The organism is Rhizobium grahamii CCGE 502 (assembly GCF_000298315.2).
Taxonomy (GTDB): Bacteria; Pseudomonadota; Alphaproteobacteria; order Rhizobiales; family Rhizobiaceae; genus Rhizobium; species Rhizobium grahamii.
This window is the reverse complement of the sequence record NZ_AEYE02000004.1, coordinates 154,541-171,702: the sequence shown is the minus strand read 5'-3', so window position 1 is coordinate 171,702 and position 17,162 is coordinate 154,541. Positions and strand designations below refer to the sequence as shown.

Here is a 17,162-nt window from a genome sequence, read left to right as displayed (position 1 = left end):
AACGAAAGGTTGCCGCGGCCCTCAATCTCTCAAAGGTGAAAGCTTGTAACCGGCTGGTGATTTCTCTCGGTCAGATACGCAATTCCTCGAGCCCCGCAAACAGCTCCAGTGCCTCTGGATTGGCGAGCGCCTCCTTGTTCTTGACCGGCCGGCCGTGGACGATTTCGCGCACGGCAAGCTCGACGATCTTGCCCGACTTGGTGCGCGGAATATCAGTGACGGCAACGATCTTCGCAGGTACGTGGCGCGGCGAGGCGCCGGCACGAATGCGGCTCTTGATCGCCTTAGTCAATTCCTCGGTGAGGGCTGCACCGGGCGCGAGGCGAACGAAAAGAACGACGCGGACATCGTCATCCCATTCCTGGCCGATGCAGAGCGCTTCCGCGACTTCGGCCATCTGCTCCACCTGGTTGTAGATCTCGGCCGTTCCGATGCGGACGCCGCCGGGGTTGAGCGTGGCGTCGGATCGTCCATGGATGACGATGCCGTTATGCTCTGTCCACTCGGCAAAGTCGCCGTGGCACCAGACGTTGTCGAAACGCTCGAAATAGGCTGCCTTGTACTTTGCGCCATCCGGGTCGTTCCAGAACATCACGGGCATCGACGGGAAGGCCTTGGTGCAGACGAGCTCGCCCTTTTCCTGCCGAACCGGCTTGCCGTCGTCATCCCAGACATCCATCGCGAGACCAAGGCCGGGGCCTTGGATCTCGCCACGCCAGACCGACTGCAAAGGATTACCGAGGACGAAACAGGAGACAATGTCCGTCCCACCGGAAATGGAAGCGAGCTGGACGTCTTCCTTGATGCCTTCATAGACGAAGGTGAAGCCCTCGGGTGAAAGCGGTGACCCGGTCGACGTCATCAGCCGCAGACTGGAAAGGTCGTGGCTTGTTGCTGGTGTCAGCCCGCTCTTGCGGACCGCGTCGATATACTTCGCCGACGTTCCAAACACGGCGAACTTCTCGGCTGCGGCAAAGTCGAACAGCACATTCCCGTCGGGCGCGAACGGCGAGCCATCGAAGAGGCAGACCGTGGCCCCGACCGCCAGTCCGCTCACCAGCCAGTTCCACATCATCCAGCCGCAGGTGGTGAAATAGAAGAGCTTTTCGCCGGGTTGAATGCCGCAATGCAGCCGGTGTTCCTTGAGATGTTGCAACAATGTGCCGCCGGCGGAGTGCACGATACACTTCGGAACACCGGTCGTTCCCGACGAGAAGAGAATATAGAGTGGATGGGAAAACGGCAGGCGCGTGAACTCGACCGGACGTGGTTCAAAGGACGAGATGAAGTCTTCCAGCGTCTTGCTACCCGGTGTCTCGTTGACAACAGCGGCTGCATCGCCGGCATAATGGACGACGAGGCAGGGCACGCCCAGCTGCCTTGTCACGGTCTCCACCTTGGTCTTCACGTCCTGCAACTTGCCGCCATACCAATAGGCGTCGCAGGCGATAAAGAGCTTCGGCTCGATCTGGCCAAACCGATCGAGCACGCCCTGCTCCCCGAAGTCTGGCGAACAGGACGACCAGATCGCGCCGATCGAGGCGGCGGCCAGCATGCAGGCCACCGTTTCCGGCATGTTCGGCATCATCGCCGCAATGCGATCGCCGGAGCCGATGCCCATCGCCTTGAACGCCTGCTGCAGCCTGGAAACCAAAGCGCGCAGCCGGTCCCAGCTCCAGCGGTCGGCGACCTTGTCCTCGCCGCGAAAAATCAGGGCATCGTCGGCGCCCTCTTGGCAAAGCAGATTCTCGGCAAAATTCAGGGTGGCATCAGGGAAGAAACGCGCATCCAACATGACATCGCCATTGATAAGCGCCGGGATTCCGCGCTCGCCTTTGACACCGCAGAAGTCCCAGACGGATGTCCAGAACCGCTCCCGATCAGCGACGGAAAATGCGTGCAGGTCGCCATAGCCTGCCAGTGAGAGCCCAAAGTCGCGGTTGCACTTCTCCATGAAGGCATACATCGGACTTGCCTCAATCGATGCCTGAGATGGCACCCAAAGTGGCTTATCGTCGCGCATTCGACACTCCTTCTGTTCGCTCGTCTATATACAATGCAATATCAGCTTATAAAGGCAGTGACGAGCACGGCCAGCGGCATGTATTTGCAAGCAAACGGCATTTGATATATCCGGCATTTCAGAGCATTAAGGGCAATTACCCGAAGAGACTGGCGGATTATATGGGGACGTCACGACAGCCGCGATGGTGGAAGAAAATCAGGCCTGTGACCCGCTGGCTGCCAAGCTTTGCGAGGCTGGCAACGGTCACGCTGCTCGTTGTCTTGTCTATCTTCGTTGCGCTTCGGGTGGCCGCCCCCTATCTGATCTCCACCGGCCTTGTTCGATCCGGGATTGAGGATGCGCTTTCGAAATGGGCAGGCTATCGTGCAGAGATCGCCGGCAAGCCGGTCATCGAATTCTGGCCGACGCCTCGGATTATCCTCAGCAAGATCTCCGTTCGCCAGAAAGATGACCGAGCCAAGCTGCTTGGAACCGTCGAAAGCCTTTCCGCCGAATTCAGCGTGATTGACGCGATCAGAGGCCGTGCAAGCTTCCACGAGTTCCATCTTCTGCGCCCCAACCTGCTGCTGACCCGCGAAAGCAGCGGCGTGATCGACTGGACCAACGAGGGGCTTCTGGCAAAAGCGATCGCCAATGCGCGCGAAGAGGGCGGAAAAGAAGTCCTCGACAAAAAGCTGGATGCCGCCATCGGGGCCATCACCGTTGAGGATGGGACCGTGAATGTCGCCGACGTCGCCAGCGGCAGGACTTTCCGTTTCGAGGGCGTGACCGCCGATGTCAGCTGGCGCAAACTTTCGAGCCCAATCACCGCCGTGCTGATCGCACGGACGAGCGGACAGGATTTGAAGCTCGATTTTTCCTCCCGCAGCCCGTTGCTCATCTTCGGTGGCAAGAGCGCGGAGATGACGGCATCGCTGACTTCCGGCCTACTTACAGCGCGGTTCCAAGGGGTGGCAAATATCTCGCATCTCTTCGACCTCTCCGGCAACATGGCGCTCAGCATCCCCGACATGCCGGCACTGCTGACATGGGTCGACCGATCGCTGCCGGGTATCGCGACCCTTCGGACCTTCTCGCTCGAGACGGATGTCGCGTCGGTTCCGAACGGCTTCCGCTTCGACAATGTCAACATGAGCATGAATGGATCGAATGCGCGCGGTGCGATGGACGTGGCCTTTCCACCGGGCAAGCGAGCCAAGCTTGGTGGCACGCTCGCTTTCGACCAAATGAATTTCAGGTCGCTGTTCGATGCGTTTATCCTACGCTTGGCCGCCGGCGAGGCGGATGGACCGCCCGATGGCGGACTTCTGCAAAAGCTGGACCTCGACCTGCGGCTTTCCGCCAAGCAGGCGCTGGTGGAGCCTTTCACGCTATCGGACGTCGGGGCCAGCATCATCGTTTCCAGCAACGAGGCGAAGTTCGACATCGGCGACAGCCAATTCGAGGGCGGCGAACTATCCGCTCACTTGGAGGCGATGCGTGGGGATTTCGACGGCGGCGGCAGATTGCAACTGTCGATCCGGGGCGCCGACTTTGCCGGCCTGATCGAGCGGCTTCAGCTCCAAGGACCGCTGCCGCTTGCAACGGGTTCTCTGGACATGTCGGTGAAGACATTGATGCCGCTCTGGAAGGCCGGCGCCAGCGACGTGACGGGAAGAATCGCCTTCCGCGCGCGGTCAGGCTCACTTCCAGGATTTGATGCGGAAGCGGTGCGCGAAGAGGCAGCACGGGCCGACTTCTTTCCCTTGAATTCGGTATCCCATCGCGCCTTCGCTTTCGACAATTTCGACATCACCGCGGACCTCGCGGATGGCGCGGCGACAATCCACGGGGCACGCATCGAGGGACCGCAGCAGACGCTGATCCTCTCCGGCGTCATTCCCTACCGGTCGAATGGATTGGCCTTGTCGGGAACGATCGAGGCGACCGACCCAACGGTATCGCCGAGCTTGCCGCCTCTGCCGTTCTTCGTTGGCGGTGCGTGGCCGGAGCCGGTTATCTCCCCTGCCCCGGTCACGCAGCAGGGGTCGACCAAGTAGTCACGGCGCGTTTGCCGCCGCACGCTCGTCCCGCTCGCGCTGCAGTTCGCGACGCTTCGTGATCGTCGATGCACAGATGACGCCAATCGCCACGATGCCGATCAGAATGGTGCAGACCGCATTGATCTCGGGCGTTACCCCGAGGCGGACCTGGCTGTAGATCTTCATCGGCAGCGTCGTCGCTCCGGGGCCGGAGGTGAAGCTCGCGATGACAAGGTCATCCAGCGACAATGTGAAGGCGAGGATCCAGCCGGAAAGCACTGCAGGCGCAATAATCGGCAACGTGATTTCGAAGAACGTCCGCACGGGCGGCGAGCCGAGATCCTGGGCCGCCTCCTCGATCGATCGGTCGAAGCTCAGCAGTCGCGATTGCACGACAACGGCAACGAAACACATCGTCAGCGTCGTGTGCGCCAGCGTGATCGTCCAGAAGCCGCGGTCGAGGCCGATCGCCACGAAGAGCAGCAGAAGCGACAGGCCGGTGATCACCTCGGGCATGACCAGCGGCGCGTACACCATGCCGGAAAACAGCATGCGCCCGCGAAAGCGCGTGTAACGCACCAGAGCGATCGCGGCCAGCGTTCCGAGGATCGTTGCCGCGGTGGCCGAGAGGATCCCGACGCGGATCGTCACCCAGGCAGCATCGAGCAAAGCCTGATTATGAAGGAGCGAGACGTACCATTTGGCCGAAAAGCCACCCCAGACGGTCACGAGTTTCGACTCGTTGAAGGAAAACACGACCAGAAGAACGATCGGCAGGTAGAGAAACGCAAAGCCGAGCGCGACGGAAGCGACGTTGAAACGGGTCCATCTCAGCATGTCTATCTCCCCTGCTCATCGGCCTTGGCCTGCGCGTTCTGGAAGAACACGATCGGGATCACCAGGATCAGCAGCAGGATGGTCGCCACCGCCGAGGACACTGGCCAGTCGCGGTTGGAATTGAATTCGCTCCACAACGTCTTGCCGATCATCAGCGTCTGCGATCCGCCAAGGAGATCCGGGATAACGAACTCGCCGACAGCGGGGATAAACACCAGCATGCAGCCGGCGACGACGCCGGGCAGTGACAGCGGGAAAGTCACTCGCCAGAACGCGCTGATCGGCGTGCAACCAAGATCCTGCGCAGCTTCGATCAAGGTGTCATCCATCTTTTCCAGCGAGGAATAGAGCGGCAGGACCATGAACGGCAGATAGGAATAGACGATGCCGATATAGACCGCGACATTGGTGTTCAGGATGATCAGCGGCGTGTCGATGACGTGCAGCGATAGCAGCAGCTGATTGAACAATCCTTCCGGCTTCAGGATCGCGATCCAGGCGTAAACCCGGATCAGGAAGCTCGTCCAGAACGGCAGGATGACGAGCATCAGCAGCGTCGGACGGATGCTACGCGGCGCCTGTGCCATGCCGTAGGCGATCGGATACGCGATCAGCAGCGTCAGGAACGTCGAGATGCCGGCGATCACCAGGCTCGATATGTAAGCGTTCACATAGAGCGGATCATCGATGAGGTAGCTGTAGTTGTCGAAGGAAAAAGTGCCGACTTTTTCCCAGAAACCGGCCAAGCCGTCACCGAGCGAAAAAACGGGCTCGTAGGGGGGCATGGCGATTGCCGTCGTCGACAGCGATATGCGGAAGACGATGAAGAACGGCGCCAGGAAGAACAGCAGCAGCCAGACATATGGAACGATGATGACCAGGCGATTGTAGAAGGCGGAACCGAGCTTGCCCATGGTTCAATCCTTGAGAAGGACGCCGGCATCCTCGGCGAAGGTGATCCAGACTTCCTGATCGTAAGTAAACGGATCGTCGACGGCACGTTGGGCATTGAGAAGCGAGGCCTTGACCACTTTGCCGCTCGTCAGCTTCACGTGGAAAACCGTCATGTCGCCGAGATAGCCGATGTCCCACAGCTCCCCGGAGGCCGCGTTCACCTTCGGATTGGCAGGCGGCTTGCGTGAAACCTTGAGCTTTTCCGGACGAATTGCGAAGCCGACCGACGAGCCCATGGTCGGCTTTTCAGGGGTGATGACGCTGATCGAAAAATCTTCGTCGACAGCAATCTCGACGGTGCTGTCATTCGCGCTCGCGACCTTGCCATCGAAGATGTTCACGTCACCGATGAAGTCAGCGACAAAGCGGGAGTTCGGCGCCTCGTAGATCTCGGCCGGCGTCGCCACCTGGATGACCTTGCCGTGGCTCATCACCGCAATTCGATCGGCCATGGTCATCGCCTCTTCCTGGTCGTGGGTCACCACGACAAAGGTCAGGCCGAGGTTCTGCTGGAGATCCATGAGCTCGAACTGCGTTTCCTCACGCAGCTTCTTGTCCAGCGCACCGAGCGGTTCGTCGAGCAACAGCACCTTCGGCCGCTTGGCAAGGGAACGCGCCAGAGCAACGCGCTGGCGCTGACCACCGGACAGCTGGTTCGGCTTGCGCGCGGCGAACTTCTCGAGCTTCACCATCTTCAGCATCTGCAGAACGCGCTCAGCAATCTCCTCCTTCGGCATGCCATCCTGGCGCAGGCCGAAGGCGATATTCTTTTCCACGGTCATATGCGGAAAGAGCGCGTAGGACTGAAACATCATGTTGACTGGCCGCTTGTAGGGCGGCGTGCCGGCAAGGTTTGTGCCGTCGAGGACGATTTCGCCCGAGGTCGGCTGTTCGAAGCCTGCAAGCATGCGCAGCAGCGTCGATTTTCCGCAGCCGGAAGCCCCGAGCAGAGCAAAGAATTCGCGGTGATAGATATTCAGAGACAGGTCGTCGACGGCCGTGAAGTCGCCAAACCGCTTCGTGACGTTGTTGAACGATATAAACGGCTTCGATGCCGGGTCTGTCCACGGTGCAAAGGAGCGGCGGATATTGCCAAGTGACTTCATATTGTGCCCCGAAAAGTCATTCTAAGAGCCGGCTTCCCCGAGACCGGTACGGAAAGAAAAGGCCCGGGCGTTGCCGACCGGGCCTAATTTTCGTTATTGGCCGGTGACGACTTTCGTCCAGATCCGGGTCGCGGTGCGCTGCGTTTTCGGATCCCAAGGAGTGACGCTGTAGAGCTTCTTCATCACGTCCTCACTCGGATAGACCGACGGGTCGTCGAGGACTTCCTTGTCGATGAACTGCTGCGACGCCTTGTTGCCGTTGGCGTAGAACACATAGTTGCTGGCCTTGGCGATGACCTCAGGCTTCATCATGTAGTTGAGGAATTCGTGCGCCTCGGCGACGTGCTTGGCATCGCCGGGATCGCCATCATGTCGAACCACATCTGCGCGCCCTGTGACGGAATGGCATAACCGACTTCGACGCCATTCTTGGCTTCGGTCGCACGGTTGGCAGCCTGGAAGATGTCGCCGGAGTAACCGAACGCGATGCAGATGTCGCCGTTGGCCAAAGCGTTGATATATTCCGAGGAATGGAACTTGCGAACGAAGGGCCTTACCTTTTCCAGCAGTTCGCCGGCCTTCTGCAGATCGGCCGGCTTGCTCGAATTGGGATCAAGGCCGATATAGGTCAGGGCCGACGGCATGACGTCCTTTGGCGCATCCAGCATATAGATGCCGCAATCCTTGAATTTTGCCGCAACCGCCGGATCGAAGATTGCTTCAAGGCCCGGTGCCTTTGCGTCGGGTCCGAGGATCTCGGCGACCTTCTTCTTGTTGTAACCGATGCCGTTGGTGCCCCACATGTAGTCCACCGCGTATTCGTTACCGGGGTCGTACATGGCGGTGCGCTGCTGGATCATATCCCACATGTTGGCGAGGTTCGGCAGCTTGGATTTGTCGAGCTTCTGGAAGACGCCAGCCTGGATCTGGCGCTGAAGGAAGTCGCCGCTTGGCACGACCACGTCGTAACCGGTGCCGCCAGCGAGCAGCTTTGTTTCAACCGTCTCGTTGGAATCGAAGGTGTCGTATACGACCTTGATCCCGGTTTCCTTGGTAAAGTCTTCTAGGATCGAGCTGTCGATGTAGTCCGACCAATTGTAGATGTTGACCACCCGCTCCTGCGCAAAGGACGGCGCAGCGGCGAACGCGAGTACAACGGCGCTCGCTGCAAGTCTTGCGATTACTGACCTCATGCTATCTCCTGTTTTCTTCTTGCTTTGCGGTGCCGCTTTGCGGACGCCGCCCCTCTGGTTTTGCAGGCAGACTAGAAAGCTTTTCGAGAGCCTACAAGCGCAAAAACCAGTAGTCTCAATCATTTCACAGTCATTGAAAGTCGAAGCTGCTGAGGCCTGTAACCATCTCATCGAGGCCCAGCGGTCGTGTGACGGGTGGTTCGGCGCGCGAGAGGCAACCGCGCCGCTCGCACAAGCGGCAGGCGGGTCCGATCAGGACCGGCTGCTGCGCAGTTACAACCTGACCATAGACCGACGCTTCACCGGTCGCCGCCTCGCAGCCGAGTAGCAATGCCGTGCGCCTCACCCGCTCGCCGAACGCAACGTTCGGCCCCTCCAGCGTCCGGGCGACGGTGAGGTAGCGACCGCCATCCGGCAGCTCGACCGTTTCGGCAAGAATCTGGCCGGGCTGAAGGAAGGCCGCATGAATGTTCAGCTTGGGACAGCCGCCGCCAAAACGCGAATGCGGGAAGCCCTGCGCGCCCGCACGCCGCAGCCGGTGGCCGGCCGCATCGATCTCCATCATGAAGAATGGAATGCCGGAGGCACCCGGACGCTGCAGCGTGACCAGCCGGGCCGCCGCCTGCGCATAGGAAACGCCAAAGCGCGAGCGAAGGATGTCGACATCGTAGCGGCTGGCTTGGGCTGCAGAGAGGAATGGCGCATAGGGCATGGCGAGCGCCAACGCACCGTAACGAGAGAGTTCGAAGCGGGCTATCCGCTTCGCCTCCGGCGTCAACAGCGCCAGACCTTCGAGCTCCATCAGGATTGCATCGCGCAAGGCGAGCGTCGCAACCTCGATGGCAACCTCGTGCGCCTGATCGGCCGGCGACAGTCGCTCGGAGACGAAGAGACGCATCGAGTGCCGGTCGAAGCGGCGCCGCAGGTCGGGCATGACATGAACTGGAAGGATACGGACACTGATCCCGCGCTCCGCCCCGAGCCACTCCTTGAACGCCGCCGGCAGATCACGCACCTCGCCAAAGCGGGTCAGGAAGGCCTCTGCCGCTGCCTCCAGCTCAGGGAAATAGGCGGAGCGCCGCTCTAGAACATCGCGGACTTCGTCGGCTGGAAGCCGCGCGCCCGCCAGCGGCATTTGTCCCGGTCCCGCTGTCAGGGACGTCAGGTCTGACAAGCGGCTCGCCTGTTCGCTGTAGGCGCGGTACAGCTTGATGATGCCGCTGGCCGCGTTGGGCGCTGCTTCCGCGACCTCGACGAGCTCCTGATCGCCGGGAAGTTCGCCCGCCAGCAGCGGATCCGCAAAAATCTCCCTCAGTTGATTGAGACTGCTGCCACTGCCTTCCCTCAGCTCCTCCAGATCGACCTTGTAGACCGAAGAGAGCTTCAGGAGCAGTTGCACGGTCAGTGGCCGCTGGTTGCGCTCGATAAGGTTGAGATAGGACGGAGAAATCCCGAGCGCCTCGGCCATCGCCGACTGGGTCAAGCCGAGGCCGTTGCGAATGCGCCTGACCTTTGGTCCCGCAAAAATCTTGCGCTCCCCCATGTGACAATCCTTTACAAAACTCCGACGAGCTCGATTTACAATACTTGACAAATTGACAGTAGACACCTGTCAAAAGCTTTTCATCGTAACTCGAATAAGACCGATATTCCATAGAAAAATCTGGATTTTTTCCGACGTTTGTAAATTCTGTCAACTATTCAAGCCGACTACAAAATCCGCAAGGAGCATGAAATGACAGAATTTGACAAGCTGCATCGAGACCTGCCCGCCGGACGTTTCAACGGTGTCGAGCGACCCTACTCGATCGATGACGTCAGACGACTGCGCGGTTCCGTCGAACTGCGCTATTCACTCGCGGAAATGGGCGCCAAGCGCCTGTGGCAGCTTCTCCATCGGGATGATTTCGTTAACGCGCTCGGCGCGCTCTCGGGCAATCAGGCGATGCAGATGGTCCGGGCCGGATTGAAGGCAATCTACCTTTCCGGCTGGCAGGTCGCCGCGGACAGCAATACCGCTTCTGCCATGTATCCGGATCAATCCCTCTATCCGGCAAATGCCGGCCCGGAACTGGCCAAGCGGATCAACCGAACGCTGCAGCGTGCCGATCAGATCGAAACATCAGAACAGAACGGCCTTTCCGTCGAGACCTGGTTTGCGCCGATTGTCGCTGACGCAGAGGCCGGCTTCGGCGGCCCGCTGAACGCCTTCGAGATCATGAAGGCCTATATCGAAGCAGGCGCTGCCGGCGTCCATTTCGAAGACCAGCTGGCGTCGGAGAAGAAATGCGGCCATCTCGGCGGCAAGGTCCTGATCCCGACCGCTGCACATATCCGCAACCTCGACGCAGCCCGCCTTGCCGCCGATGTCATGGGCGTTCCAACGCTGGTTATCGCCCGTACCGATGCGGAAGCCGCCAAGCTGCTGACGTCCGATATCGACGAACGCGACCAGCCTTTTGTCGATTACGATGCCGGCCGCACGGTCGAAGGCTTCTATCAGGTCCGCAATGGCCTCGAGCCGTGCATCGCACGCGCGGTCGCCTATGCACCGCACTGCGATCTCATCTGGTGCGAGACCTCGAAGCCGGATCTCGAGCAGGCGCGCCGTTTCGCCGAGGGCGTCCACAAGGTGCATCCCGGCAAGCTGCTTGCCTACAACTGCTCGCCGTCGTTCAACTGGAAGAAGAATCTGGATGACGCGACTATCGCCAAGTTCCAGCGCGAACTCGGCGCGATGGGCTACAAGTTCCAGTTCATCACGCTTGCCGGCTTCCACCAGCTAAACTTCGGCATGTACGAGCTCGCCCGCGGCTACAAGGACCGGCAGATGGCCGCCTACTCAGAACTGCAGGAGGCGGAATTCGCGGCGGAGATCAACGGCTACACCGCGACCAAGCATCAGCGCGAAGTCGGCACCGGCTATTTCGATGCCGTTTCCATGGCCATCACCGGCGGACGTTCGTCGACCACCGCAATGAAGGAATCCACCGAACACGCACAGTTCAAACCAGCAGCAGAATGAACGCACCAAGGAGGAGAATGCCATGCCTACGCTTGCACGCGTCAAGGAACGCGCTGAAGAACAGTCCACCTGCATGACCCCGGATCAGCAGACGATGATCCGCATGCTCGCCAACGACCTGCACCGACTGAACCAATCGGTCATGAAGGCAGTCGATGCCGGCGTTTCCGTCGAGATCGTTCGCTCGGCGAGACACCATGGTGGCGACGGGAACTGGGGCGACCTTCTGATCCCCGTCATCGTCGCGGGACGCAGCTGAACGGCATCGGTCGGCGCCCTCAGCTTCGGCTGGGGCGCTTGCCCGCGAAGAGATCGACATAGCTCTTCAGCAATTTCGTCATGCGATCGGCAACGGTCCGGATTTCCGGTCGGTGCCGATCCTCGTTGTTCATGACGATCCATTGCCGGTGGCGCAGTTCCAGCAACTCGCCACCAAGACGCTGCAGTTCGGGATCGAGGTCGCCGACGAAGCACGGCAGGACGGCCCTACCCGCACCGGCTCTGACCAACTCCGGAAGGGAGCGCGGACGATTGACGGTCGCAACGATCGAACCGGCTGCATTGCGATGCGGCCAGCGGAGATAGTTCGAGATCGCCTCGTCTTCGGCGACCGCCACCCACCGCTCCTCGGCGCCGTCAGCGTTGCGCCTCGTGTAAACCGCATAGGCCACCTCGCCGAGCGGGCGTGCGGCGAGGTTGCTTTCTTCGGGCTCGAAAGCGCGGATGCCGATATCGCTTTCCCTGTAATTGAGGTTGGCGCGCGCTTCGCCGATGGTCAGCGAGACGGCAAAGGCATCGCCCGGCTTGCGGATCGCTGCGAAGTTGTCCGTCAGGAGCCAGGCCACCCAGGTGCCTGCAGCCACCCTTACCGTGGCGCCGACGCTGCCCGCCTGCCGCCAGGCGTCGACCTTGCGGGCCGCGGCCTCCATGTCCTGCAGATGATCCAGAAGGACCTGCCCGTCCGCAGTGAGGCCGTATCCCGTCTGGCTGCGGATGAAGAGAGCCTTGCCGATCTCATGTTCGAGATCGAGCATGCGGCGACCGATCGTGGCGGGACTGAGTCCGCTCGACGCGCTGGCGCCGGTCAGCCCGCCGAAGCGGGCAACCTGCACGAATAATTGAAAGGAATCCCACTGCGTGTTTTTCATGAGTGAAAAACATAGTGAGAGAATTCCCGTTTATAAAGCAAATTCCGAGGAATAACTAAGGCGATGCCCAAGATTGAAGGACATCGCCATGATTACTGTCATCGCCATCGCACAGATTGCGGATCTGCTGAACGACAGTCGTGATAAGTATTCGGCAAAAGCCGAAAGCGAATTCTACGAGAGCGTCGGCAACTCCAGTATGGTCCGCTTCGCGGCCTTCCTCATGTCTCCCCGGCTAAACCGCGGGACGCTTCGCCCCCGAGGAAAGGATGCATGCCGATCCGGACAGATCGGTCACGCCGCCTGCCTTACTCGGTCATAATCCTGTGCGGCTTCGAACCGGAACTGCTGCACCAACGTCATCAAAGCATCAGCTTCGTTGGCAAGTTTCCGGCTGGCCTCCGTGGTTTCCTCGACCATTGCGGCGTTCTGTTGTGTCATCTGGTCCATTGCATTGACGGCGCCATTGACCTCCTGCAGAGCGGCTGATTGATCTTGGCTTGCCGTCGCTATCGTTTCAACGTGGCTGCTGATCGCAACGATCTCCTGGCTGATCGTTGCAAGCACGGCACCGGTCTTCTGCACGAGGCCGGAGCCTGCCATAACCTCACGCGTCGACTTCTCGATCAGCCCCTTGATTTCGCGCGCCGCGTCGGCGGACCGCTGTGCAAGCTCGCGCACCTCCTGCGCGACCACCGCAAAGCCCTTGCCCGCCTCGCCGGCCCGAGCCGCCTCGATACCGGCGTTCAACGCCAGAAGGTTGGTCTGGAACGCAATATCATCGATGACTTCGATAATTTGTTCGATCTGCTTCGATGCCTCTTCGATGCGGTTCATCGCCGCGACCGCGTCGCTGACGACTGCGCCCGAACTATCGGCATTCTTCTTGGTCGCGGACACGGCCTCGTTCGCTTCGCGTGCACGCACCGCGGACGATTTGACGGTCACGGTGATTTGCTCAACTGCGGCTGCGGTCTCCTCCAGGTTGGCGGCCTGTGCTTCAGTGCGCTTCGAAAGCTCGTCGGCAGAGGCCAGCATGGCACCGGAGTTGTTCTGGATCGAAGCGGTGTTGTCGCGAATGCGTGCCAACGTTTCCTGCAGCCGAACGAGGGAGGCATTAAAGTCGACACGGAGCTGCTCAAGGCGACCGACAAATGGTGTCTGGATCGTCTGCGAAACGTCACCCCGCGCCAGACGCCCCAGGCCTGCAGCAAGCTGGTTGACGGCGAAGTCGATCTGGCCGTCGAGCGCGCGCTTCTCGGCGTCGTTGCGGGCGCGCTCGTCGTCGCTGAGTTGCCGCTGTTCCGCAGCTTGCACCTCCAAGGTCAGACGGGCGCGGGCATTGTCGCGGAACAGCGCGAGCGCGCGTCCGATCGCACCGAATTCGTTTTGCTTCTCCACGCAAGGGATCGGCCCGTTGAGATTACCGTCGGATATCGTGTGAATGGTTGCGGTCAGCGCCTCCAGCGGCCTGATGGACGCGCGGATCGCGAAGTAGGCCACCACGCCGACCAGCAGCAAAACTGCGACACCAACACCGGCCACCAGCATCAGCAGCTGCTGCAGGCTGCTGTAGTAGACCTCCATCGGGATGCCGATGAACAGGATCCCCACGTTCGAACCAGCCGTGTTCTTCACCGGGAAATAGCCCGTCATGAATTTACGACCGAAAAGGTCAGCAGGACCGTAGTAGGCCTCACCCTTGGCCAACACCGCCTGCGCCGGATGATCGGTGGCAAGCTTCGTGCCGACAGCGCGGTCGCCGTTCTCTTTCTTTACGTTGGTGGAGACGCGGACGTAGTCGCCGCCTTGGCGCTCAAAGACGGTGGCAACGCCAGCGATCGACTGTGCCGTGCGATCGACCAGCACGTGATCGCCGAGTGAAGGAAGCTTCTCTTCCGTCACACTCGCGAGCTCATTGTTGCTGACGTCCACCCTCACTCCGGCATCGCTCGCGCCGTAGAGAACCGCCATCGTCCGGCTCGCGTCCTTTGCGTCGGAAACGGCGCTCGTCATCACGTAGGCGCTCAGATTGTAGTAGGTGACGCAGACGATCGCTGCGGTGCTGAAGGCGAGTAGAACGAGTGTGATGGCAACAATCTGACGTACGATGGAAGCCGAGAACAGGCGCAGCATAGGTATCCCCTGAGACATGAGCCTCATGGGTTAACGCTAAAAATTTAAGGAAAATTTTAAAAAAATTGACAAGTGTCAAAAATTTGAAAAAGGCACGCAGCCGATCGAGAAACAGAAAGGGCCCCGGAATACCGGGGCCCTCAAAGCGCTTGTGCTTGCGGTCGCTTTATGCGGCGCGATAGACCGCCGGCTGCGCGTCGCCATCAATCTTGAACTGCTGGATGAGCCGCAGCAGCGAATCCGCCTCGACGGCAAGCTCGCGACTTGCCGCAGTGGTCTCTTCCACCATCGCGGCGTTCTGCTGCGTCATCTGATCCATCTGGTTGACGGTCGCATTGACTTCCTGCAGCGCGTTCGACTGGTCGTGGCTTGCGCGCGCGATCGTCTCGACATGCTGGCTGATCGTGACGATCTGGGCGCTGATCTTTGCGAGCACCGTGCCAGTCTCCTGCACGAACTGCGAACCGGAACTGACCTCTGTCGTCGACTTGTTGATGAGCCCCTTGATCTCCTGCGCCGCAGCAGCGGATCGTTGTGCAAGTTCGCGCACCTCCATCGCGACGACGGCGAAGCCCTTGCCGGCTTCACCGGCACGCGCAGCTTCGATTCCGGCGTTCAGTGCCAGCAGGTTGGTCTGGAAGGCGATCTCGTCGATGACGCCGATGATCTGCTCGATCTGCCGCGATGCGCCTTCGATCCGGCCCATGGCATCGATCGCGTTGCTGACGACGACGGCCGAGTCGTCGGCGCTGCGCTTGGCCTGGCGGACGATTTGATCCGCATCCTTGGCTCGCTCCGCGGAGGACCGGACCGTCACCGTGATCTGTTCAACCGCAGCAGCGGTCTCTTCCAGCGAGGCAGCCTGCTGCTCGGTGCGCTTGGAGAGATCTTCCGCCGACTGGGCCATCTGGTTGCCATTGCCCTGGATCATCTCGACGTTGTCGCGGATCTGGCTCATCGTCGCCTGCAGGCGCATCATCGAGCCGTTGAAATCCTGACGAAGTTGTTCAAGGCGGCCGATGAACGGCGTCTCGATCGTGGTCGAGATGTCGCCCTGCGACATCCGTTCGAGGCCGGACGCGAGCGCGTTGACAGCAAACTCGATCTGGCGGTCCATCTCCCGCTTCTCGGCATCGTTGCGCTGGCGCTCATGCTCGGCTGCAGCGCGCTCTTCCTCACTCTGCTCCTCGATACGGATCTTGGAGATCGCGTTCTCCTTGAAGATACCGAGCGCGCGAGCCATGTCGCCGATTTCGTCGTACCGCAGATCGCCCGAGATGTTGGTATCGAGAACGCCGTCGGCAATGCGACGCATCGCTGCGGTGATCTGGCCGATCGGGCGCTGCAGCGTCAGAACAAGCGCGATGCCGCCGATGATCGAGACGAGAATGCCGAGGCCGGTCGTCAGCACCGAGATGCCGTTTGCCTGCGTGCGTTCGGCACCGGCGCTCTGCTTTTGCAGCTCGGCGAAGGTTGTCAGCTGGCCCCAGACAGCATCGAGTTGCTGGCGGGCGGAAGCGTAGTCGGCAACACGCTGGTTGATCGTGTCGACCAGGCTCTGGGCATCCTTGTCCATGGAGGCAAGGGCTGGCGACATCGCAGCGACGATGTCTTCCGCGAAGTTCATGCCTTTCGCACTGGCAAGCAGGGTGTTGAGGTTGGTGCCGAGAGTCGCAATCTCCTGATGCAGGCGGACGCGGTTTTCCTTGCCGGGCTTGGCAGCGAATTCGCCGAGAACCAGCTGCAGCGAGTAGATCGCGCTCTCCAGACGGCGCGTGTCTTCGAGAACCGAGTTCGTCTGCGCAATGCGGCTATCCAGCTCGACGAAAGTCGTCGTCGCTTCGCGCATCATCTGCGTCGCCGTCAGCTGAGTATACGTCGACATCTGGCGAAAGCGCGAAACGAGCCGACCGAGATTGGCAATCGCCTCATCGGTGCCAGCGTCGGCGGCAGTCGCCTGCGCCTTGACGTCGCTAATCGTCTGCGACAGCGACTGCGTCATGCTCTTCTGGTTCTGCGGCACCGAAATCTCGATCAGGCGCTGAGCCTTGGCGATCGCGGGAATCGCGTCGGTTACGACCTTCAGCTTGTCGGCAGGCAGCTGGGCCTTGTTGAAGTCGCCCATAACGGTCGCCAGCGTATCGCCGCCCTTCAGCAGACGATCCGCCGCGCGCAGCGTCGCCGTGGCATTGCCCTCGTCCTTGCGGATGTTTTCCTCAAGTTGCTGCGCGTCGTAGTTGACGTTGAAGCGGCTGGTAATCATTACCTTCTGCGCGTCGTCGATCGACTTGCGCAGGGCAAGTTCCTGCTCATGCAGGGTCCAGAGCTTGCCGACAGTATCGGAGATTCCCGAGGTGCCGTCGATCGCGGCCCGCAGGTTGTCGCGGCCACCATTATCGCCGATCTGCTTCAGCGTCGCGTTCAGCGTGCCTTGCTGTGTCTTGATGTCCCCGTAAAGCTTGTCACGGGCTTCCTGGCTGGTGATCTGCAGGAAATCGTCCATGGAGCCGTAAAGATCCTTGAACCCGCTCAGCGACTGCAGCACGCTATTGGAGATTTCCATGCGTCCTTGCAGCATGCCCGAAGCATAAAGGCCCGTCAGGCCGACTGCCGAAATGCTGACAACGAACGGCAACACAAAAATCAGGACCTTGGTTTTGATCCTGAAGCGGGAAAGAATCTTATCAATCAACATGGCGGTTCCGGCCTTCCATAC

At 60.3% G+C, this 17,162-nt stretch carries 12 protein-coding genes and 1 pseudogene; 4 read left to right on the top strand and 9 right to left on the bottom strand.

Annotated elements, in window-relative coordinates; genetic code table 11:
* Positions 1-70 precede the first annotated feature (70 nt).
* On the bottom strand, positions 71-2,023 hold the full coding sequence (locus RGCCGE502_RS03670) for an acetoacetate--CoA ligase (protein ID WP_016552818.1): 1,953 nt from the start codon (positions 2,021-2,023) through the stop codon (positions 71-73).
* Positions 2,024-2,184: 161 nt separating this feature from the next.
* Between RGCCGE502_RS03670 and RGCCGE502_RS03665 the strand changes: the two genes are divergently transcribed.
* Positions 2,185-4,065: an AsmA family protein gene (locus RGCCGE502_RS03665; RefSeq protein ID WP_040673913.1), complete on the top strand. Its 1,881-nt coding sequence runs from the start codon at positions 2,185-2,187 to the stop codon at positions 4,063-4,065.
* Here RGCCGE502_RS03665 and RGCCGE502_RS03660 read toward each other — a convergent pair whose 3' ends face one another.
* From RGCCGE502_RS03660 to RGCCGE502_RS03640, 5 genes and pseudogenes are all read right to left on the bottom strand, one after another.
* The gene (locus RGCCGE502_RS03660) at positions 4,066-4,884 is read right to left on the bottom strand and encodes an ABC transporter permease (protein WP_016552816.1); all 819 of its coding nucleotides are present in this window, start codon (positions 4,882-4,884) and stop codon (positions 4,066-4,068) included.
* A 2-nt stretch (positions 4,885-4,886) separates the two neighbouring features.
* Positions 4,887-5,798 carry an ABC transporter permease subunit gene (locus RGCCGE502_RS03655; protein ID WP_016552815.1) on the bottom strand — a complete coding sequence of 304 codons (912 nt, stop codon included), beginning with the start codon at positions 5,796-5,798 and terminating at the stop codon, positions 4,887-4,889.
* A gap of 3 nt (positions 5,799-5,801) precedes the next feature.
* The gene (locus RGCCGE502_RS03650; RefSeq protein ID WP_016552814.1) at positions 5,802-6,944 is read right to left on the bottom strand and encodes an ABC transporter ATP-binding protein; all 1,143 of its coding nucleotides are present in this window, start codon (positions 6,942-6,944) and stop codon (positions 5,802-5,804) included.
* Between the two features lie 93 nt (positions 6,945-7,037).
* Positions 7,038-8,137, bottom strand: a pseudogene (locus RGCCGE502_RS03645) (polyamine ABC transporter substrate-binding protein).
* Between the two features lie 130 nt (positions 8,138-8,267).
* The gene (locus RGCCGE502_RS03640; RefSeq protein WP_016552813.1) at positions 8,268-9,680 is read right to left on the bottom strand and encodes a helix-turn-helix domain-containing protein; all 1,413 of its coding nucleotides are present in this window, start codon (positions 9,678-9,680) and stop codon (positions 8,268-8,270) included.
* A gap of 192 nt (positions 9,681-9,872) precedes the next feature.
* Here RGCCGE502_RS03640 and aceA point away from each other — a divergent pair, with 192 nt between their 5' ends.
* Together aceA and RGCCGE502_RS03630 are read left to right on the top strand one after the other, a co-directional pair.
* Complete coding sequence (aceA, locus tag RGCCGE502_RS03635; protein ID WP_016552812.1) at positions 9,873-11,162, top strand: isocitrate lyase; 1,290 nt, start codon at positions 9,873-9,875, stop codon at positions 11,160-11,162.
* Positions 11,163-11,184: 22 nt separating this feature from the next.
* On the top strand, positions 11,185-11,421 hold the full coding sequence (locus RGCCGE502_RS03630) for an SMc00767 family acetate metabolism repressor (protein WP_016552811.1): 237 nt from the start codon (positions 11,185-11,187) through the stop codon (positions 11,419-11,421).
* A gap of 19 nt (positions 11,422-11,440) precedes the next feature.
* Here the strand turns inward: RGCCGE502_RS03630 and RGCCGE502_RS03625 are convergent, their stop codons facing one another.
* Positions 11,441-12,310, bottom strand: coding sequence for a LysR family transcriptional regulator (locus RGCCGE502_RS03625; protein ID WP_016552810.1), 870 nt, complete (start codon positions 12,308-12,310; stop codon positions 11,441-11,443).
* An 88-nt stretch (positions 12,311-12,398) separates the two neighbouring features.
* Here RGCCGE502_RS03625 and RGCCGE502_RS03620 point away from each other — a divergent pair, with 88 nt between their 5' ends.
* Positions 12,399-12,632, top strand: a complete 234-nt coding sequence (locus RGCCGE502_RS03620) for a hypothetical protein (RefSeq protein WP_040673936.1) — start codon at positions 12,399-12,401, stop codon at positions 12,630-12,632.
* Here the strand turns inward: RGCCGE502_RS03620 and RGCCGE502_RS03615 are convergent.
* Positions 12,605-14,446, bottom strand: a complete 1,842-nt coding sequence (locus RGCCGE502_RS03615; protein ID WP_016552808.1) for a methyl-accepting chemotaxis protein — start codon at positions 14,444-14,446, stop codon at positions 12,605-12,607. The genes RGCCGE502_RS03620 and RGCCGE502_RS03615 overlap by 28 nt on opposite strands.
* Before the next feature lie 166 nt (positions 14,447-14,612).
* Complete coding sequence (locus RGCCGE502_RS03610; RefSeq protein ID WP_016552807.1) at positions 14,613-17,141, bottom strand: methyl-accepting chemotaxis protein; 2,529 nt, start codon at positions 17,139-17,141, stop codon at positions 14,613-14,615.
* Between the last annotated feature and the right edge of the window lie 21 nt (positions 17,142-17,162).